The 20,160-nt window shown below is 45.8% G+C and carries 16 protein-coding genes; 4 read left to right on the top strand and 12 right to left on the bottom strand.

Translation table 11 applies throughout. The features are described from left to right. Positions 1-59: 59 nt before the first annotated feature. The 3 genes from carB to dapB form a co-directional block, all read right to left on the bottom strand. Positions 60-3,284 carry a carbamoyl-phosphate synthase large subunit gene (gene carB / locus Xbed_RS03420; RefSeq protein WP_086111544.1) on the bottom strand — a complete coding sequence of 1,075 codons (3,225 nt, stop codon included), beginning with the start codon at positions 3,282-3,284 and terminating at the stop codon, positions 60-62. A 16-nt stretch (positions 3,285-3,300) separates the two neighbouring features. Continuing rightward, entirely contained in the window at positions 3,301-4,461 is a 1,161-nt protein-coding gene (gene carA / locus Xbed_RS03415) for a glutamine-hydrolyzing carbamoyl-phosphate synthase small subunit (RefSeq protein ID WP_086111543.1), read from the bottom strand. 436 nt (positions 4,462-4,897) lie between these two features. Further along, on the bottom strand, positions 4,898-5,719 hold the full coding sequence (gene dapB / locus Xbed_RS03410) for a 4-hydroxy-tetrahydrodipicolinate reductase (protein ID WP_086111542.1): 822 nt from the start codon (positions 5,717-5,719) through the stop codon (positions 4,898-4,900). Positions 5,720-6,041: 322 nt separating this feature from the next. On the opposite strand from dapB, the gene Xbed_RS03405 reads away from it, so the two are divergent. Continuing rightward, the gene (locus Xbed_RS03405; RefSeq protein ID WP_086111541.1) at positions 6,042-6,695 is read left to right on the top strand and encodes a hypothetical protein; all 654 of its coding nucleotides are present in this window, start codon (positions 6,042-6,044) and stop codon (positions 6,693-6,695) included. Positions 6,696-6,746: 51 nt separating this feature from the next. Further along, entirely contained in the window at positions 6,747-7,403 is a 657-nt protein-coding gene (locus Xbed_RS03400) for a GNAT family N-acetyltransferase (RefSeq protein WP_086111540.1), read from the top strand. Positions 7,404-7,538: 135 nt separating this feature from the next. On the opposite strand, the gene ispH is transcribed toward Xbed_RS03400, so the two are convergent. From ispH to ribF, 5 genes are all read right to left on the bottom strand, one after another. Next, entirely contained in the window at positions 7,539-8,492 is a 954-nt protein-coding gene (ispH, locus tag Xbed_RS03395) for a 4-hydroxy-3-methylbut-2-enyl diphosphate reductase (protein WP_086111539.1), read from the bottom strand. Next, the gene (gene fkpB, locus Xbed_RS03390) at positions 8,473-8,943 is read right to left on the bottom strand and encodes an FKBP-type peptidyl-prolyl cis-trans isomerase (RefSeq protein WP_086111538.1); all 471 of its coding nucleotides are present in this window, start codon (positions 8,941-8,943) and stop codon (positions 8,473-8,475) included. The genes ispH and fkpB overlap by 20 nt, the downstream gene beginning before the upstream one ends. A gap of 186 nt (positions 8,944-9,129) precedes the next feature. Further along, entirely contained in the window at positions 9,130-9,636 is a 507-nt protein-coding gene (gene lspA / locus Xbed_RS03385; protein ID WP_086111537.1) for a signal peptidase II, read from the bottom strand. After that, positions 9,636-12,449 (bottom strand): isoleucine--tRNA ligase, encoded by a 2,814-nt coding sequence (gene ileS, locus Xbed_RS03380; protein ID WP_086111536.1) that lies wholly within the window; start codon positions 12,447-12,449, stop codon positions 9,636-9,638. The genes lspA and ileS overlap by 1 nt, the downstream gene beginning before the upstream one ends. Before the next feature lie 152 nt (positions 12,450-12,601). Next, complete coding sequence (ribF, locus tag Xbed_RS03375; RefSeq protein WP_086111535.1) at positions 12,602-13,546, bottom strand: bifunctional riboflavin kinase/FAD synthetase; 945 nt, start codon at positions 13,544-13,546, stop codon at positions 12,602-12,604. Between the two features lie 348 nt (positions 13,547-13,894). Between ribF and rpsT the strand changes: the two genes are divergently transcribed. Further along, positions 13,895-14,155 (top strand): 30S ribosomal protein S20, encoded by a 261-nt coding sequence (gene rpsT / locus Xbed_RS03365; RefSeq protein ID WP_047961479.1) that lies wholly within the window; start codon positions 13,895-13,897, stop codon positions 14,153-14,155. Positions 14,156-14,228: 73 nt separating this feature from the next. On the opposite strand, the gene nhaR is transcribed toward rpsT, so the two are convergent. Both nhaR and nhaA read right to left on the bottom strand, forming a co-directional pair. Further along, positions 14,229-15,155, bottom strand: a complete 927-nt coding sequence (gene nhaR / locus Xbed_RS03360; protein ID WP_086111534.1) for a transcriptional activator NhaR — start codon at positions 15,153-15,155, stop codon at positions 14,229-14,231. 223 nt (positions 15,156-15,378) lie between these two features. Beyond that, complete coding sequence (gene nhaA, locus Xbed_RS03355) at positions 15,379-16,560, bottom strand: Na+/H+ antiporter NhaA (protein ID WP_086111533.1); 1,182 nt, start codon at positions 16,558-16,560, stop codon at positions 15,379-15,381. 206 nt (positions 16,561-16,766) lie between these two features. Between nhaA and Xbed_RS03350 the strand changes: the two genes are divergently transcribed. After that, positions 16,767-17,612: a DMT family transporter gene (locus Xbed_RS03350; RefSeq protein ID WP_086111532.1), complete on the top strand. Its 846-nt coding sequence runs from the start codon at positions 16,767-16,769 to the stop codon at positions 17,610-17,612. A 327-nt stretch (positions 17,613-17,939) separates the two neighbouring features. On the opposite strand, the gene Xbed_RS03345 is transcribed toward Xbed_RS03350, so the two are convergent. Both Xbed_RS03345 and dnaJ read right to left on the bottom strand, forming a co-directional pair. Continuing rightward, the gene (locus Xbed_RS03345) at positions 17,940-18,689 is read right to left on the bottom strand and encodes a hypothetical protein (protein WP_086111531.1); all 750 of its coding nucleotides are present in this window, start codon (positions 18,687-18,689) and stop codon (positions 17,940-17,942) included. A gap of 249 nt (positions 18,690-18,938) precedes the next feature. Then, positions 18,939-20,075, bottom strand: a complete 1,137-nt coding sequence (gene dnaJ, locus Xbed_RS03340) for a molecular chaperone DnaJ (RefSeq protein ID WP_086111530.1) — start codon at positions 20,073-20,075, stop codon at positions 18,939-18,941. Positions 20,076-20,160: the final 85 nt, after the last annotated feature.

Below are 20,160 nucleotides of genomic sequence, written 5' to 3'. Positions count from 1 at the left end.
GAAGCCGTTTTTTTAGGGGGATACGGTCAAAAAAGGCGGTATTTTATTTAGCCGACTTATTATTTGACAATCTTCGCATGCATTTCTTGTACAGAAGTCACCTGATCAGTCGGGTCTGCACTGAGTGCCATCGTGGTTGCAAAGCCGCCGTTCAGGGTGGTGTCATAGTGCACTTTATATTGCAGGGCACTGCGACGCAGCAGTTTTGAATCTTCGATGGCCTGACGGCCTGCGGTGGTATTGACGATATAGTCATATTCACCGTTCTTGATTCGGTCCTGAATATGTGGACGTCCTTCGTGCACTTTATTGACCAGACGTGGGTTGATCCCTGCTTCACCCAAGACAACCGCTGTACCGTGGGTCGCATCCAGTTCAAAGCCGTGTTTAAGCAGTTTGGCGGCTAAATCGACCACACGTTCTTTATCACCTTCGCGCACTGACAACAATGCCCGGCCTTTTTTGCGCAGGGTGGAATTGCTGCCCAGCATGGCTTTTGAGAAGGCTTCGGCAAAGGTGCGCCCAACGCCCATGACTTCACCTGTCGAACGCATTTCAGGTCCCAGAATAGGGTCAACGCCGGGGAATTTATTGAATGGCAGTACCACTTCTTTTACAGAGTAATAAGGTGGAATGATTTCTTCAGTTGCACCTTGCTCAAGCAGGGACTGACCCGCCATCACGCGTGCGGCGACTTTTGCCAGTGGCAGACCTGTCGCTTTGGAAACGAACGGCACGGTGCGCGCGGCGCGTGGGTTCACTTCAATCAGGTAAACTTCGTTGTTTTTTACCGCAAACTGGACATTCATCAGACCACGGACACGCAGTTCAAAGGCCAGCTTTTCCACTTGCTGGCGCATAACATCCTGAATCTCTTTGCTTAAGGTATAAGCGGGCAAAGAACAGGCTGAGTCACCAGAGTGAACACCGGCTTGTTCAATATGTTCCATGATACCGCCGATCAAAACGCGCTCACCATCACAGATGGCATCGACGTCTACTTCAACCGCATCATCGAGGAAGCGATCCAGCAGGACGGGGGCGTCATTGGAGACACTTGCCGCCGTTTGGAAGTAACGGCGCAGGTCAGACTCGTCATACACGATTTCCATTGCGCGGCCACCCAGTACATAAGATGGGCGGACAACCAGCGGATAACCCAGTGCATTGCCTTTTTCAACCGCTTGATCGATGGTTGTCACCGTCGCGTTTGCCGGTTGTTTCAGGCCAAGGCGATTGACGGCCTGCTGGAAACGTTCACGATCTTCTGCTCGGTCAATGGCATCAGGACTAGTACCAATAATCGGCACACCCGCCGCTTCCAATTCACGAGCCAGTTTCAACGGAGTCTGGCCGCCATACTGAACAATAACGCCTTTTGGCTGTTCAACACGGACAATTTCCAGTACATCTTCCAGTGTGACGGGTTCAAAATAGAGGCGGTCTGACGTGTCGTAGTCGGTGGAAACGGTTTCCGGGTTGCAGTTCACCATGATGGTTTCATAACCATCTTCGCGCAGGGCCAGTGAAGCATGTACGCAGCAGTAATCGAATTCAATGCCTTGCCCGATACGGTTTGGGCCACCACCTAATACCATGATTTTGGGTTTGTGGTTGTTAGGATTGGCTTCACATTCGTCTTCGTATGTGGAGTACATATAAGCGGTATCGGTGGCGAATTCTGCCGCACAAGTATCAACACGCTTATAAACCGGATACAGGTTATAGTCATGGCGCAGCTTACGGATCTCTTTACCAGAGATGCCTACCAGTTTCGCCAGATGCGCATCCGCAAAACCTTTGCGTTTGAGATGACGCAGGAAATCGAACGTCAGGCTATTAACCCCGTGTTCTGCAACTTGTTCTTCCAGACGAATCAATTCTTCAATCTGTACCAGGAACCAGCGGTCAATGTTGGTCAGGTTGAAAATACCGTCAACCGACATGCCCGCACGGAAAGCATCGGCGACATACCAAATACGTTCAGCACCCGCATCTTTCAGTTCACTGCGGATTTTGGTCAGGGATTGTGGGTCATCCAGACTGACTTTAGGATCGAATCCGGTCACACCGACTTCCAGGCCACGCAGGGCTTTCTGCAAAGATTCCTGGAAGGTCCGGCCAATCGCCATCACTTCGCCCACAGACTTCATCTGAGTGGTCAGGCGATCGTTACTGCCGGCAAATTTCTCGAAGTTAAAGCGAGGGATTTTCGTCACAACATAGTCGATGGAAGGCTCGAAAGACGCTGGGGTGAGTCCGCCGGTGATGTCATTCATCAATTCATCAAGGGTATAACCCACTGCCAGTTTTGCTGCGATTTTCGCGATTGGGAAGCCGGTTGCTTTGGACGCCAGCGCCGATGAACGGGATACGCGTGGGTTCATCTCGATGATGATCAAACGACCATTTTTCGGATTCACCGCAAACTGTACGTTTGAGCCACCGGTTTCTACCCCGATTTCACGCAAGACCGCCATCGATGCGTTACGCATGATTTGGTATTCTTTGTCGGTCAGCGTTTGTGCCGGTGCGACGGTGATAGAGTCACCGGTATGAATGCCCATCGGGTCGAAGTTCTCAATGGAGCAGACAATGATGCAGTTATCATTTTTATCCCGCACCACTTCCATTTCATACTCTTTCCAGCCAATCAGGGATTCATCGATCAGCAATTCATTGGTTGGGGAGAGGTCTAAACCGCGCTCACAAATTTCTTCAAATTCTTCGCGGTTGTAGGCAATGCCGCCACCCGTTCCCCCCATGGTGAAAGAAGGACGAATAATACAAGGGAAGCCCACTTCTTCCGTTACCGCCAGCGCTTCTTCCATGGTATGGGCGATGCCGGAACGTGCTGTGTCCAGACCGATTTTTTTCATCGCTTTATCAAAACGTTGACGATCTTCTGCTTTATCAATCGCATCAGCGGTAGCACCAATCATGGTGACCCCGAATTCTTTCAGCACTCCCTGACGCTCCAGTTCCAATGCGCAGTTCAGGGCAGTTTGCCCACCCATGGTTGGCAGGACAGCATCCGGGCGTTCTTTCTCAATGATTTTGCGTACAACTTCCCAGTGGATTGGTTCGATATAGGTCGCATCCGCCATTTCTGGATCGGTCATGATGGTTGCCGGGTTCGAGTTCACCAGAATGACGCGATAACCTTCTTCTCGCAGGGCCTTGCAAGCCTGCGCACCGGAGTAGTCAAATTCACAAGCCTGACCGATAACAATCGGGCCAGCACCTAAGATCAGGATACTTTTGATATCAGTACGTTTTGCCATTTTCTTCTTCTCCTGATTATTTGCTGTTCTGAACGTTTGTCTGGCGATGCTGCTCAATTAATTCGATAAAGTGATCGAACAGGGAGGCCGCTTCATGTGGGCCAGGGCTGGCTTCCGGGTGCCCCTGAAAACTGAATGCAGGCTTATCAGTGCGGTGAATGCCTTGCAGTGTGCCATCAAAGAGTGATTTGTGAGTCACGCGCAGATTGGCCGGCAGTGAGCTTTCATCAACAGCAAAGCCGTGGTTTTGCGCTGTGATCATGACGACATCACGATCCAGATCTTTCACCGGATGGTTGCCTCCGTGATGACCAAATTTCATTTTCACGGTCTTGGCGCCACTGGCCAATGCCAGCAATTGGTGTCCCAAACAAATGCCAAATACAGGAATGTCGGTATTCAGGAACGTTTTGATTGCGTCGATAGCATAATCACATGGCTCTGGATCGCCGGGTCCATTGGACAGGAAAATGCCATCGGGTGCCATTTTCAGCACTTCATCAGCGGAGGTTTTTGCGGGGACGACGGTAACGCGACAGCCGCGATCCACCAACATGCGTAGGATATTGCGCTTAACACCAAAATCGTAGGCCACAATATGATAAGGTAATTCGTGTTCTTGGCGTGCGGCCGGCAAACCCCCGGCCAATGTCCAGCTTCCCTGTACCCATTGATAGGACTGTGCGGTTGTCACTTCTTTTGCCAGATCCATGCCTTTCAAGCCGGGAAAGGCTTTGGCTTTTTCCTGTGCAATTTGGGCATCTGCTTCATTGCCTGCGATGATACAACCGTTCTGCGCGCCTTTTTCTCTTAATAGGCGGGTCAGCTTGCGTGTATCGATATCCGCGATGGCAACAATATTGTGACGTTTCAGGTAATCAGACAGATTTTCTTCACTGCGGAAGTTGCTGGTCACTAAGGGTAAATCACGAATGACTAAGCCTTGCGCTTGAATGGTGGGGGATTCTTCATCAGCGGCATTGATGCCGACATTACCAATATGGGGATAAGTAAGAGTAACAATTTGGCGGGAATAGGAAGGGTCGGTAAGTATTTCTTGATATCCGGTCATTGAGGTATTGAAGACCACTTCTCCAACAGCCACGCCTTCTGCCCCAATGGCGCGACCGTGAAATTGGGTTCCATCTTCCAGAACCAATATAGCTGACTTAATCAAAACGCCCTCCAGAATGAATAATAAGTCGCATCCAATGCATATTAATTCAGATTTAATCCTTAAAATCAATGCCAATCATGATTTTTGTCAAAATTTTGGCAAATTGTGCGCATTCTAATGATGGGAGAGTACCTTGTCCACAAAAAATGGCATTTTCATTGGTTTTTTTATAACTCTTAGCCTGACATTGAGTAAATAGAGCTGAAAAACATAAAAAAGTGGGAATGAATAGCAATTAGTGTGAGAGAAAACTTTGAAACCGAAAAAAAAGGTGTGTTTTTTCATGTTGATGAATAAAAGGTAACAAAAAGACCCGTTATTGCTATGAAAATGGATAATAAATGGTTTTTTTTATCGATAATGGTATTTGTTGTGTAATTGCGGAATATTAATAAAAATAATTACGCAATTACAATGAGTTAATTTTTTTAAAAAATCAGATATTATCCAGATTTAAGACGTCTTTCATATTATAAAGTCCACTGTTTTTATCTGTTATCCACATTGCTGCCTTAACTGCACCATTAGCAAAGGTCATGCGGCTTGAAGCCTTGTGGCTTATCTCTACTCGTTCACCGATATCTGCAAAAATCGCAGTATGTTCACCAACGATATCCCCTGCCCGCAGGGTAGCAAATCCAATGCTTTTCGGGTCCCTTTCTCCTGTGTGGCCTTCACGGGCATACACCGCGCAGGTTTTGAGGTCACGACCTAATGTCTTGGCGATGGATTCCCCCATTGCCAGCGCGGTTCCTGATGGAGCATCCACTTTATGGCGATGGTGAGCTTCAATAATTTCGATATCCGTATATTCCCCCATCACGCTGGCCGCTTTCTCCAGCAATTTTAGTACCAAATTGACACCGACACTAAAATTCGCTGCAAAAACAATGGGGATTTCACGGGAGGCTTCTGCAATAGCTTGTTTACCGGCATCATCAAAACCCGTCGTACCAATGATCATGGGCTTGCGAAACTGCTGACAAATAGCCAGATAGGTTAATGTTCCTTCGGGACGGGTAAAATCGATCAGGACATCAACGTGTTCAATGACATGATGCAGATCATCACTAATGCGAATTCCGTTTTTACCCAGACCCGCCAATTCTCCGGCGTCAGCGCCCACCAATGAAGAGCCCGGACGCTCTAATGCAGCCCCCAGTGTAACGCCATCCAACTGCTGGACAGCCTGGATAAGATTGCCTCCCATGCGGCCACTAGCCCCTACAATAGCAACGCGAATATCAGTATCAGCCATAAGATCCTCACTATAAGTGGTTTTTAATTGAGGTGATAATGCAAATTGTTTGACAGCTTAACTGGCAAGCGCTGACTACGCCAGACTTAGAGGAATACCATTAGAAAAACAGGGATCAGCCGGGGAGTTATCAACAAAGCTAAACAACAATTGGAGATCGGCAAGACAAATGTGATCAATTCATTAATGAAGACTTGCTTTGTCAAATGACTATGCGTGATGATGGGTTTAGGCTATACAGGAAAAGAAAGCAGGAAAAGAAAGGTAAGTTGTCAGTGGGATATGATGTGGTATTTCCAATGTAATATAAGAAGGTGACATTATGTTCAGGTCAAAGTCTTTTAATATCAATCCATCTTTAGTTCCTGACTCTTTAACCCACGCTAAGTCCGCTTCGGATATAGGGACAACGGTGTTTGATGCAAGAAAATGGGTAATAATCAAGGAAGTGGGTTCAGAGAAAGCACTGATTGAATCTCAAAAAATAATTAACAATATTCAGGGGAATGGATGGGGATATAATATTTATGGTCCCCTTGAAAATGAACAGTATAAATGGAATAACAGGTATAATGATACACTCGAAATAGTTAAAAATATATTGAGAATCAACACAATAAAAGCATATGTTAAATATAAAATATTTTTTGTCGCTTATTTTAAAGCTGTACCTATCGGCATTTTACAATTTACCCCTGCAAGCCATACATCTTATGGCTTACCTAAAATTGATTTTCTGGCGACTCATTGTGGTATTCGTAATTGTGCAGCTTTACTAATAGAATATGCCATGAATAAATCATTTGAGTTAGGAAGTGATGGAAAACTAATACTTTCTTCACTACAAGGGGCTAGACAAGCCTATGTTAATCTGGGATTTATTTCACACGGAGATACACATTTATTGATATTAGATCCTAACAACAGCGATAAATGGCATTTTATCAATGGGTGTTATAAATATAGGGGTGATTAAGCCCATATATCCCGACAATCATTTCAGTTAAATCCTCATAGGGAGGGTAGTATGATGTTCAGAACAAAATCTTTTAATATTCATCGGCCTGTGGAAACTGTCCCGTTAACCCGCGCTAAATCTGCCCCGAATATAGCGCTAGCCGTGGCTAATGCCAGAGTATCTATGACTGTCAGAGAAATTGATGCAAAGGAAGCATGTAGTGCCACTAACAGGATGATGAATAATACTATGGACTCTGGGTGGAAATATGAAAACCCTTCTCATTTTCTTGATGATAAACAACAAAAATGGAATAGCAGGTATGATGAAGCACTAAGCGTTTTTGATTTAGTGTCATGGAATGCGCAACGTGAACTTTCTGAATCAAAAAAGAAATTATTTTTTTTTGCCGCTTATTACCAAGGTGTCCCTGTAGGCATTTTACAGCTTACAACCGAAAATGGATTTGCTGAAGTCGATTACTTGGCCACTCATTGTGGCATCAGAAATTGTGGCGTTTTATTGATTGAACAGGCAGTTAATAAATCACAGCAATTAGGCATGCAAGGGAAAATAAAACTTCGTCCACTCCAGGATGCCATACCGGCATATATAAAAATGGGATTTATTAAAGTACCCCCGTATTTGGAATTAGATCCCGCTCAAACAGAGGATAAATGGCATTATGATAAGGTAAGTAACCGTTATAAATATCAATCATGTTAAATCTCAGGCAGAACACTCAAGGCAATATAACTTACCGGCTTTTTGTTGGAGATCGTATCGGGATGAGTTGATGACATTTTCCAACAAAAAGGCCGGGTTCAAATTTATACGATTCTGAATTAAACAAAGCGAAAGTTAATTCACCTCTTTAACTTCAACCCGTAATTCTTTAGGCACTTCGAAAACAATATTTTCTTCTCGGCCATGCAGTTCGTTAACGGTTTCTGCGCCGAACGTTTTCAGGCGTTCAATGACCTGTTGCACCAAAATATCCGGTGCAGATGCACCCGCCGTGACACCCACCGCACTTACGCCAGTCATCCATTCTTCTTTGATATCTTCTGCGGAATCAATCAAATAAGCGGGTTTTCCCACCCGTTGTGCCAGTTCAGCCAGGCGATTTGAGTTTGATGAGTTTTTAGAGCCTACGACTAAAACGATATCCGCCCCTGAAGCCAAATCACGGACCGCTTCCTGACGGTTGGTCGTGGCGTAGCAGATATCATCTTTGCGTGGGCCGATAATATTGGGGAACCTGGCATTCAGGGCATCAATAACGGCTGATGTGTCATCAACCGAAAGTGTCGTTTGTGTCATAAAGCAGAGATTATTTTCATCCTTGACTTGCAGTTTCCACACATCTTCCGGGGACTCCACCAGATACATGCCACCCTTAGGGTTATTGTATTGCCCCATTGTGCCTTCCACTTCGGGATGGCCGGCATGACCAATCAAAATGGCTTCTTTGCCCTTGCGACTCGCCCTGGCCACTTCCATATGGACTTTGGTCACCAACGGGCAGGTAGCATCAAACAGCATGGTTAAATCACGGGAGCGGGCTTCTGCACGAATGGCTTGGGAAACACCGTGCGCAGAGAAGATCAGAATGGCACCATCAGGCACCTCTGAAATTTCTTCAATGAAAATCGCACCACGCTTTCTGAGGTTGTCAACCACATAACGGTTATGGACGACTTCATGGCGCACATAGATGGGAGCACCGTACAATTCCAGTGCGCGTTCTACGATGCTGATGGCACGATCAACACCAGCACAGAAACCACGAGGGTTAGCCAGCAATATTTGCATGGGTTTCCTCCAACTGAGGGTCAATTTCCAACACTTCAATCTCAAAAGTGATGTTTTGTTCAGCCAGTGGATGATTAAAATCAACAGTGATAGAACCTTCAGCGACTTCTTTGACAAACCCCGGCATTTCACTGCCGTTCATAGCCGTAAATAACATGATAGTCCCGACTTCCGGGATACCCGCGTCGGAGAAATCACGCGGGGTGAAGTATTGCACTAGGTCAGGATTGTGTTTGCCAAAAACAATTTCTCCGGCCAGTGTGAATTGGTGTTTATCACCCACGGTTAAACCAAGAAGTTGCTGTTCCAATGGGGCAGAAAGGCTGCCGTCACCGAGGCGGAATAATGCGGGCTTACCCTGACTATAAGTCGAGTCTGCCGTTGAGCCATCATCCAGCTTTAGAGTGAAGTGTAATAAAACTGCGCTGTGCGTTTGCACCTGCATTGACATGTTGCTCAAGCCTTTTACTTAAAAGTGATTGCAAGTATACCGCTATTGGGTATAGATGAAACTATCCGCCCCAGTTTTGTTCACTGGGGCGGGTTTATTATCATTTTTTCAATGACTGTTTTTTCAATGATCGTTTTTCAATGACCATGTTTTACTGACTATGTTTCACTGACTATGTTTCACTGACTACGTTTTGGGTGCGGCTTTTTTGTCGCTTGGACTGATAAAGCTCTCAATGATAATGAGGGCTGCACCGATGCAGATCGCAGAATCCGCGATGTTAAAGGTCGGCCAGTGCCATTCTCCGACGTAAAAGTCGATGAAATCGACAACAAAGCCATGCACCAACCGATCGAACAAATTCCCCAATGCCCCACCAATCACCAAGGCGTAAGCAATATTGCTCAGTTTTTGCCTGGCACTGGAGCGATACATCATCACCAGTAGGGCAACGGTGATGACCGTTGCTATCAATGCAAAAAACCAACGCTGCCAGCCGTCCTTGTCAGCCAGAAAGCTGAACGCAGCCCCCAGATTCTGGGCATAAGTCAGATTGAAATAAGGTATCAATGGAATGGATTCGTACAGCGTGAAGTGTTGCAACACTAAGTACTTGCTTCCCAAATCCAGTATCAATACCACGACAACCAGCCAAAGCCAGCGAAGGCCCGTGGAACAAATGGGTTTATTCATCAGGCAAATTTACGCTCTTCACCGTTACCGGCAACGTTAGTCACACAGCGGCCGCAAAGTTTTGCATGTTCCGCCACCAATCCCACATCTTTAGTATAGTGCCAGCAACGTGGGCATTTTTCTCCATCCGCTTTACGGAAGGCTATTTTCAGACCCGCAAGTTCGCTTTGCTGCGCATGGTCACCTGCGGCTGCGTATGCCTCAACGTTAGCCTGAGAGGTCAGCAGGACAAAACGCAATTCGTCAGACAGTTGGTTGAGTTTTTCTGCCAGTGCTTCATCTGCATAGAGCGTGACAGCCGCTTCCAGTGAACTGCGGATATGTTTATCTGCACGAGCCTGTTCCAGCACTTTATTGACTTCACCACGCACTGCCAGCAGGTCAGCCCAGAAAGTGTCATTCATGTTTTCACCCTCTGCCAGACCAAACAGCCCGTCATACCACTCTTCGGTAAAGACATATTGAGCACGTTTGCCCGGCAGCTCATTCCAGATTTCATCAGCAGTGAACGACAGGATGGGGGTCATCCAGCGAACCAGTGCTTCTGCAATATGGAACAATGCCGTTTGACAACTGCGACGGGCAAGGCTGTCACTTTTCGCGGTGTATTGGCGATCTTTAATGATATCCAGATAGAATGAGCCCATTTCCACGGAGCAGAACTGCATCAAACGCTGAACGACGGAGTGGAAATCATATTCGTCATAGTATTTGACGATATCAGCTTGTGCCGCTTGAGCACGGCCGACCGCCCAGCGATCCAGCACAACCATATCTTCTGGTTTCACCCTATGCAGTTCAGGGTTGAATCCGTTCAGGTTTGCCAGCAGGAAGCGAGCCGTGTTGCGGATACGGCGGTAAGCATCAGCAGAACGTTTCAGGATCTCGTCAGAAACAGCGATTTCACCCGTATAGTCGGTGGCCGCTACCCATAAACGCAGGATATCTGCCCCCAGTTTGTTCATCACATCTTGTGGGCTGACGGTGTTGCCGATGGATTTGGACATTTTGCGCCCTTGCTCATCGACAGTGAAACCATGAGTCAGAACCTGACGGTAAGGCGCCTTGCCTTTGATGGCAGTAGACAGCATCAGTGAAGACATAAACCAGCCACGATGCTGGTCAGAACCTTCCAGATAGATATCCGCTGAATGGCCGTTGAATTCGGGACGGGCGTCAACAACGGAAGAGTGGGTACTTCCGGAGTCAAACCAGACATCCAGCGTATCGGGTGCCTTGACGTAATCCGCCGCTTCACTGCCTAACAGCTCTGTTGCATCCAGATCCCACCATGCCTGAATGCCATCGACTTCGACGCGCCTGGCGACGTCTTCGATCAATTCAACGGTACGGGGATGAGGTTCTTGTGTCTCTTTGTGGACAAACAGAGACATTGGAACGCCCCATGTACGCTGGCGGGAAATACACCAATCCGGGCGGTTTTCTACCATGGATTCGATACGCGCCTGTCCCCAGCCCGGGATCCACTGAACGTCTTTGATTTCTTTCATTGACTGGGTACGCAGGCCGTTCTGATCCATGCTGATAAACCACTGTGGGGTTGCACGGAAGATAATCGGTTTTTTGTGACGCCAGCAGCAAGGGTAGCTGTGCTGAATTTTGGCCAGACTGAGCAGCGCGCCTTTGTCTTTCAGCATTTCAACGATGATATCGTTCGCCTTGAAGACAAACTGACCGTCAAGGGCAGGATAAGTCCCCGAGATATAACACCCATTCGGGCCAACAGGATTGGCAATTTCAAGGCCGTATTTCAGGCTGATGGCGTAGTCATCAGGCCCGTGGCCGCCTGCAGTATGCACCGCACCTGTACCGGCTTCAAGTGTGACGTGATCACCCAGAATGGCAGGAACGTCGAAGCCCATGAATGGATGGTTGAAGCGCATCAATTCCAGATCTGCGCCGGTGCAATCGTTCATGACTTCCCATGAAGTTATGCCCGCACGCTGCATGACCTGCTCGACCAATTCAGCCGCCAGAATCAGGCACTGATTGTCAGCTTTGACCAATTGGTAGGTGATTTCTGCATTCAATGCAATGGCACGGTTAGCCGGTAATGTCCACGGAGTGGTTGTCCAGATGACGAGGGAAACCGGTAGCCCTTGTGGTTGCACAGCAAATTTTGCGTACACGGCATCTGCATCAACGGCAGTAAAACGCACGTCAATGGAAGGGGAGGTTTTATCGTAATATTCCACTTCCGCTTCGGCTAGGGAGGAGCCGCAATCCGTACACCAGTGAACGGGTTTCACACCTTTCAGCAGATGCCCATTTTTGATAATGCGTCCCAGTGCCCGGATGATGTCTGCTTCAGTTTTGAAGTCCATCGTCAAGTAAGGTTTATCCCAGTCGCCCAGTACACCCAGGCGCTTGAAACCCGCTCTCTGTGTCTCGACTTGGGTCATCGCATATTTACGGCACTCAGCACGGAATTCAGCGGCGGAAAATTTTTCCCCGGGCTTGCCGATAATTTGCTCAACCTTGAGCTCAATGGGCAAACCGTGGCAGTCCCAACCAGGAATGTAAGGCGAATCGTAGCCTGATAATCCTTTGGACTTAATAACAATATCTTTGAGAATTTTATTAACTGAGTGACCAATGTGAATATCGCCATTTGCATAGGGAGGGCCATCATGCAAAATAAACGTTTTCTTGCCAGATTTTGCCTTTCTAATTGCCTGATACAATCCTTCTTTGTACCAACGATTTAACATATCTGGTTCGCGCTTGGCTAAATCCCCGCGCATGGGGAACCCTGTTTCCGGTAAATTCAGGGTATCTTTATAGTCACTCATTATAGGTTCTCAGTTCCAATTTTCCGCTATATCCTTCATCTTTCAAGCTGCGGCTTTGTTGGCTGCGTTCTCTCACCCCAGTCACATAGTGAGCTATGTTCTTGGGGGTTCGCTCACTTGCCGTCGCGCTGCAACTTGAAATCTATTGGATATCAGATACATGATTCGGATCGCTGCAAAAGGTAGTCTCTTGCCGCAACCACATCATTTGCGATTTGCTGCTTAAGCGCATCAAGCGAAGCAAACCGCTGCTCATCACGCAATTTTTTGCGTAATACCACATCAATATGATGCCCGTACAGATCCATTTGGGTATCAATTAAATGCACTTCCAGTTGCTGGCCTTGACCCGCAACTGTGGGGCGGTTGCCTATATTTGCAACACCCGGTAAAGGTTTATCGCCCAATCCATGGACTTCAACAGCATAAACGCCCTTAACTGGCGTAACCAGGCGTTTCAACGGTAAGTTAGCTGTGGGAAATCCGATGGTACGCCCCAATTGCTTACCGTGAACGACTCTGCCGCTTATGCTGTATGGATGACCCAGTAATATTTCAGCCAATGCCAGATCATCACGTTGCAGTGCCTGACGAATGGCTGTACTGCTGATCCGAAGACCACTGTCACAAAAGCTGTCCGTACTGGCGACCTCAAAATGGTATTGTTTACCTGCTTGCTGCAAATAGTGAAAATCACCTCGGCGATTTTTGCCAAAGCGGAAATCATCTCCTATCGCCAGAAACTTAACACCCAGCTTTTCAACGAGCAACCGCGAAACAAAGGTTTCAGGTGAGTTGGCTGCAAAGTGACTGTCAAATTTCACACACAACAGATAATCAACCCCATTTTGAGCGAGATATTTTATTTTATCTCTCAGCCGTGTCAGGCGAGCGGGTGCTTTATCTGCAACAAAAACTTCCAGAGGCTGCGGTTCGAAAATCATGACCATCGTCGGTAGCCCGAGACGCCGCCCTTCTTGCTTCACATGTTTTAATAAAGCCTGATGCCCGCGATGGACACCATCAAAATTACCAATCGTCAGCACGCAACCATGGTGACGCGCCCGGATATTGTGTATACCGCGAATTAGCTCCATAGCTGGCTCAATACCGTGGAAATTGCCGGATTATACCTTGTACAAAGCTCAAGGTTAACCCACTATCACAAAGGGTTTTAATTAATAACCTGATTCATACAATAAAAATAGGCCAGATGCCCGAAAAATATTTAATTTATCGCATTTCTCTGCGATTCATTCAGTTTTTTATTGCGAAAGACTGTATTCCCTTTCAGTAAGCTGATAAAATCCCGCCCCATCACAACGTAACCAGCGTCGCCGTACAACGACGCTTATTTGCACAAATCCATTGACAAAAGAAGGCTGAACAGGCATATTCCTCGGCCTTTGAATTGTCCTCGATAGAATATATTTGGGAGTTGGACCTTGGCTAATATCAAATCAGCTAAGAAACGCGCCGTACAGTCTGAGAAACGCCGTCAGCACAATGCAAGCCGTCGTTCTATGGTGCGTACTTTTATCAAGAAAGTATACGCGGCTATCGCTTCTGGCGATAAAGAAGCTGCACAGAAAGCATTTAATGACATGCAACCAATTGTTGATCGTCACGCCTGTAAGGGTCTGATCCACAAAAATAAAGCAGCACGTCATAAATCTGCTCTGGCAGCGCAAATCAAAGCAATGTAATCATTGTTTTGGCTATGCTGAAAAAAACCGGCTTTAAGCCGGTTTTTTTGTCTCTGGGTGTTTAGTGGATCGTTTAACGTAACCTTTTAGGGCTGCTTTTAGGCGGAGCGCTGAATAAAGCAGAAAAATCCTTGTTGCACACTCGCTGGACTGCCGGATGTTGGATCATGCGTTCTGCGAAGATGACGTAATACTCTTCTTGTACGGTATCCAGCCGGCCTATTTCAACAATATCGCTGTCGGCAAAAATATCGTTGGCATAGAAAGAAGGGGCAATGAAAATGGCGTTGTGGTACAGGCCAAATGCCTTCATCAGTGCCGCATCATCAAATTCTCCCAGTACCTCAACCTGAAGATTCTTGTTGCGTATCCATGTCAGAAGTTTTCTACCCAGCATGGAGCGGCGGCCGGGGATCAGCAAACGGCGTTCTTCCAAACATTCAGGAAACGGTTTCTCCGGGATTGGCTGGCGGCAGTAAAAACTAATATTGCACTCACCCAATTTCACTGAAAACAAGCCTTCCTGCTGGGAAGAATCTACCGGACAATCTGATAAGATCATATCCAGCTTATGTTGGCTGAGTTGCTCAAGCAGCATTTCATGCGTTGATTCAAAACAACGCAAGTGAATTTTCTCATGCTCTACCACCGTGGTTTCCAACACCTTGCTGACTAAACGCTTGGAGAGTGCATCAGCGACACCCACATCAAACAGCAGGTTTGATTCTCTGCTGTAAGTGACGATATCCAACATTTCTTGACTGAGCGTAAACATTTTATCCGCATAGCGGAAAATTAACTGCCCCAGTTCAGAGGGCACCAAGCCTCTTCCCTGCCGCTTGAATAATTTTCCACCCAGGCGTTCTTCTAATGCCTTAATTTGCCCGGTAATGGTCTGTGGTGTCAGGTATAGCGCTTCTGCGGCACCCACAACAGAACCTTCCTTACAAACATGCCAAAAATAATAGAGGTGGTTAAAATTTAAATGTGAAACCCGCATATATTTATCCTTGTATTGCCTCACATCTGTATGACAGCCGTGACCCTACATTTGAGGCCGCCAGATTATGGCGTTCCCCTATTTTCTATTGATATAAATATTCGCGACCCGACATGTTTAATGACTCTTGTTTAACTGCTATGTCGCGAACCCTAACGGAATGAATTACTTCGGAAATGAGTTCTGGTTCTGGGCTTAAATTAGTCTATTCATTTGCTTTTGGCTACGTTTTTTCTTCGGTATTTTTCTTCGGCAATAGTCTGTTTAACAATCCATAGCCGACGATAGCCGCAGTTGTGGAGCCAATCAATATACCCAAGCGTGAATAAGTACTGAAAGCGTCATTGAGACCTTCGAATGCCAGACCAGAAATAAAGATAGACATGGTAAATCCGATCCCACACAGCACGGAAACGGCAAAAATTTGCCTCATGCCAATTTCTTCCGGTAACTTAGCCAGTCCCAGTTTTACTGAAATCCAGCTAAACAGAAAAATGCCCAATGGCTTACCGATGAACAGACCAAGTGCAACGCCCACGGGTAACAGGCTTGTTAAGCCATCCAGTGTGACACCCTGCAATGAAACGCCGGCATTGGCAAAAGCAAACAGGGGCAGAATTAAATAAGCTACCCAAGGGTGCAGTTCATGCTCCAGTGTTTCGGACGGTGAATGTCCTTTTTTGTCGCGCAGAGGGATCAGGAACCCAACGATAACCCCAGCCAGCGTGGCATGAACACCCGATTTTAAGATACAAACCCATAAAACAACACCGACAGCCAGATAAGCGGATGTTTTGGCTATTCCTTTCCAGTTCATCCAGGCCAGAAGCACAATCATGGCTGCCGCCAGACCTAATGCCCCCAAAGAAACGGTTTTGGTATAGAACAAGGCGATAATAATGATCACGCCTAAGTCATCAATGATGGCTAATGCAAGTAAAAAGACTTTTAATGCGGTGGGAACACGCCTGCCCAATAACGCCATGACGCCAAGTGCAAAGGCGATATCTGTCGCTGCGGGAATGGCCCAACCTTGCCGTGCAATGTCATCACTGCCATTAAACAGTAAATAGATGAGTGCAGGAGCCAACATGCCTCCAAGTGCAGCAATGGCAGGGAAAATCGCCTTGTCACGACCCGCAAGCGAGCCTTCCATGAGTTCCCGTTTTACTTCCAGTCCGACAATGAGGAAAAATACCGCCATTAAGCCATCATTTATCCATAATAATAAAGGCTTGTTGATTTCCAATGCGGCAAATTGCACGGCAACAGGAAGATTGATAAATTGATGATAAATACCCTGCAATGGCGTATTCGCCATAACCAGCGCAATAATGGCCGCAATAATGAGGATAATTCCTCCTGCTGCCTCTAACTTCAAAAACTGGCGAATGATTGCAGTCATGAATAGATAACCTATGAAATTAATCGAAGTGCTTATGTTATGACAGACATGATATCGGAAAAAGTAGATTATATGTGCGATACTTTTCGTTTTATTCGAATTATTACTTTGTGTAAGTAACCTGTTTTCAGTTATTGATAAATTGCACTAAACAAAAGATGATGTCCTTATCATCAATATCGCTAACAATGTGAGTCAATTACCTTATGACGACTTTACTTTTCTTGTGGGTTCTTTGTGCGGCTTTGTTGCATGCCAGTTGGAATATTTTAGTAAAGTCTAGCGCTGATCGGTTCTTGGGTATTTCTATTATCGTCTTTTTTGCCGGGTTGATTGCAACATCAGGATTATTCTGGGTGGGATTACCGACCTTCGCTTCTCTACCGTGGTTAATCTTGTCCGCCATTCTGCATACCGGTTATTGCCTGTTTTTAAGTCGTTCTTACTCCACGGGAGATTTAAGTCAGGTTTATCCAATTGCCAGGGGATGCGCACCACTCATTACTGCCTTATTGAGTTGGTTAATTCTGCGGGAAAGGCTACCACCTTTCACGATGCTGGGAGTCGGGTTAATCATTGTGGGGATCATTCTGATTGCGTTTCCACAAGGGAAAAAATCGCTTCATTTGGATCGCAAGACATTGATTGCAGCCATGACAACCTCGGTATTTACGGCCTGTTATACCTTGTCTGATGGGGTAGGCTCCCGCACCAGCGATAGTGCCCTGACCTATATTTTGTGGTTATTTGCGGTTAATGGTTGGGTAATGGGCGTCATTATGTATTTCAAGTATTGGAATATGGCTGGAAAGAATATTTGTCAATACTGGAAGCAGGGATTGCTGGGGGGATTGATGCAACTACTAAGTTATGGAATTGTCATTTGGGCGATGAGCTATGCTCCCATTGTGCTGGTTGCTGCATTGCGCGAAACCAGTGTGCTGTTTGCTATGTTATTGTCAGTTTTTATCTTGCGGGAACCGTTTAGCAAAATGCGATTATTGGCCTGTGTTGTAATTGTGACTGGAGTTATTGGGACTAAATTGGCGTAATGGGTTAGTAGGCAATGATAAATAGAAATTCATTACTCTCAATTAAGTTGGGAATATTTTTATTCCTATTATCTTTATTACTGATATGTGAAGGATAATAGATCACCATTATATGGTCTTGGGATTATTGTAAAAATCTCTATATAAATAGGGCTGTTACATCTAGGTTTATTGTTAATAAAGGAATTTTTATATAACAGCCATGGTTATAATTAAACATATTTTATATTCCACAATTGATATATTTAGCAAGAACAGTGACTGAAGCGAGTGAGCACCGCCGACAAAGTTACAACTTGAAAAACAACGGGTATCACTTGAAAATTATCATATTATATTCGTACTACCATTAGGATGTATTACTGCCATATGTTCCACTCTTTTTATGCTATGGGTCATGGCGTGATAATTACGCGGTCTCAATGATGACGGATAATGCATATCGTCATCCAGTTCCTGCTCTGGTTGATATATAGATGTTGTTTTTCCTACTAGTTCCCATCTCAGCATCTTAACTTTCCATCTGGTAATATATTCCTCAGATGAACAAGCTATCTTGGCCCACGAGTCACATACCCAAGAGTTATCAGGGAGTGCCCTATAGCTCTGCCCTATCTTAGGTATATGCTGTGTGTGCTCAGGATGAGTAATAACAGTAATACAATGATCATATGGGTTGTCAAAAACCAGAAACAGTATATAAATGGGTTTCATTGCATTACTTCTATCCCATCTGCCATGTGACCTAAGACATTCTAAGATATCACTAGACCTATGTTTAGCTAAGTAGCTGAATACTGCTGTCGTTAATTCACCACAGTTTCCAATTAATTCTTCACCAGCATCTGATTGAGATAAGGAATATTGATATTGATTAATAGGATGCTCTATTTTATGAAGTTTATCTAAAAATTCATCATGTTTATCTTCCCTTGATGTAATATTTTGGGGATCATACATTGCTCTTTTATTTTCAGATAGCCTTGTAGTGTCACGATAAGTTTTATTCGTTGTTTTACCACGAAAAACATATCGAGAATGTCTTATTGCATCTTGTAAGATATTTTCAATCATCATTCTAACCTCATGATAATTTATAATTAGAACTGTGGAAAATATGTAAAGTGAGTATAACGTGGTAAGGAATTATAATGTCATGCATTACTATGTGGGATAGTCTGCTCTATTTTTAGCAAAACTTCAATCAGAGAATTGGGTATGTTAGTGTTATTAGAAAGAATAAATTAATAAGTCCCTGCTTATTATCAATTAATTATAAGGATAATAGCAGGGATTATTAACAAAGATTTCACTAAGGTAATTAAATTACTTAGTCAAATCATCAAAAAATTTCTTCACGCCATCAAGGAAGCTCTTGGAACGAGGGCTATTGGTTTCACCGCCTTTTCCGCCAAAAGATTCACCCAATTTACGCATCAGCTCTTTCTGCTCTTCATTCAGTTTAACCGGCGTTTCTACGACAACACGGCACAGCAAGTCGCCCTGTACACCGCCACGAACGGATTTTACCCCTTTACCTTTCATGCGGAACAATTTGCCCGTTTGCGTTTCCGCAGGGATTTTCAGGCTGACGCGGCCATCAAGGGTAGGGACTTCAATTTCGCCACCTAATGCCGCCGTTGCGAAGTGAATAGGGACTTCACAATAGAGGTTGCTACCATCGCGTTCAAAGATGTGGTGAGTCTTAACTTGAACCTGTACGTACAAATCACCGGCTGGTGCACCCTGCTCACCGGCTTCTCCCTCGCCACTTAAGCGAATGCGATCGCCGGTATCAACGCCCGCTGGAATTTTAACAGACAGGGTTTTGTATTTTTCAACGCGACCATGCCCATGACATTTGCCGCAAGGGTTTTTGATGATTTTTCCACGACCATGGCACTGAGGACAAGGTTGCTGAACCGCGAAGAACCCCTGACGCATTTGCACCTGGCCTGCACCGTGACAGGTTGAGCAAGTTTCTGGGCTGGTGCCTGCTTTTGCTCCGCTGCCATGACAGCTATCACAGGATTCCAATGTTGGAATGCGGATCTCTTTGGTCACACCACGGACAGCTTCTTCCAGGGTTAATTCCATATTGTAACGCAGGTCTGAGCCACGGCTGGGGCGCTGTTGACGGCGACCACCACCGAAAATATCGCCGAAAACGTCACCAAAGATATCGCTAAACTCAGCTCCACCACCGAAGCCACCTGCGCCACCGCCCATGCCGCCCTGTTCAAAGGCAGCATGACCATATTGGTCATAAGCGGCGCGTTTCTGAGAGTCCGTCAGGATTTCATACGCTTCTTTAATTTCTTTAAATTTACTTTCAGCATCTTTATCGCCCTGATTACGGTCAGGGTGAAATTTCATTGCCAGCCGTTTATAGGCTTTTTTGATCTCTTTTTCGTCTGCGGTTTTGGCGACGCCCAAAACTTCGTAATAATCTTTCTTTGCCATCGTATTGTTTACCCTTAACACGCACGCACGGGCGTGGAGTTACCTCAACGCCCGTGCCAGTTAACAAGTAACAGGCGCCCTGTTA

It is taken from the genome of Xenorhabdus beddingii (genome assembly GCF_002127545.1).
GTDB lineage: Bacteria > Pseudomonadota > Gammaproteobacteria > Enterobacterales > Enterobacteriaceae > Xenorhabdus > Xenorhabdus beddingii.
The sequence above is the reverse complement of the archived record's forward strand: the minus strand, read 5'-3'. Positions and strand labels throughout refer to the sequence as shown.

What these genes read in the sequence shown, in the direction of transcription:
- carB (WP_086111544.1), bottom strand. Translation starts at nt 3,284, where the DNA reads ATGGCAAAACGTACTGATATCAAAAGTATCCTGATCTTAGGTGCTGGC.
- nhaR (WP_086111534.1), bottom strand. Translation starts at nt 15,155, where the DNA reads ATGCGGGTTTCACATTTAAATTTTAACCACCTCTATTATTTTTGGCAT.
- ribF (WP_086111535.1), bottom strand. Translation starts at nt 13,546, where the DNA reads ATGGAGCTAATTCGCGGTATACACAATATCCGGGCGCGTCACCATGGT.
- nhaA (WP_086111533.1), bottom strand. Translation starts at nt 16,560, where the DNA reads ATGACTGCAATCATTCGCCAGTTTTTGAAGTTAGAGGCAGCAGGAGGA.
- lspA (WP_086111537.1), bottom strand. Translation starts at nt 9,636, where the DNA reads ATGAATAAACCCATTTGTTCCACGGGCCTTCGCTGGCTTTGGCTGGTT.
- fkpB (WP_086111538.1), bottom strand. Translation starts at nt 8,943, where the DNA reads ATGTCAATGCAGGTGCAAACGCACAGCGCAGTTTTATTACACTTCACT.
- dapB (WP_086111542.1), bottom strand. Translation starts at nt 5,719, where the DNA reads ATGGCTGATACTGATATTCGCGTTGCTATTGTAGGGGCTAGTGGCCGC.
- ileS (WP_086111536.1), bottom strand. Translation starts at nt 12,449, where the DNA reads ATGAGTGACTATAAAGATACCCTGAATTTACCGGAAACAGGGTTCCCC.
- Xbed_RS03400 (WP_086111540.1), top strand. Translation starts at nt 6,747, where the DNA reads ATGATGTTCAGAACAAAATCTTTTAATATTCATCGGCCTGTGGAAACT.
- Xbed_RS03350 (WP_086111532.1), top strand. Translation starts at nt 16,767, where the DNA reads ATGACGACTTTACTTTTCTTGTGGGTTCTTTGTGCGGCTTTGTTGCAT.
- dnaJ (WP_086111530.1), bottom strand. Translation starts at nt 20,075, where the DNA reads ATGGCAAAGAAAGATTATTACGAAGTTTTGGGCGTCGCCAAAACCGCA.
- Xbed_RS03405 (WP_086111541.1), top strand. Translation starts at nt 6,042, where the DNA reads ATGTTCAGGTCAAAGTCTTTTAATATCAATCCATCTTTAGTTCCTGAC.
- Xbed_RS03345 (WP_086111531.1), bottom strand. Translation starts at nt 18,689, where the DNA reads ATGATGATTGAAAATATCTTACAAGATGCAATAAGACATTCTCGATAT.
- ispH (WP_086111539.1), bottom strand. Translation starts at nt 8,492, where the DNA reads ATGCAAATATTGCTGGCTAACCCTCGTGGTTTCTGTGCTGGTGTTGAT.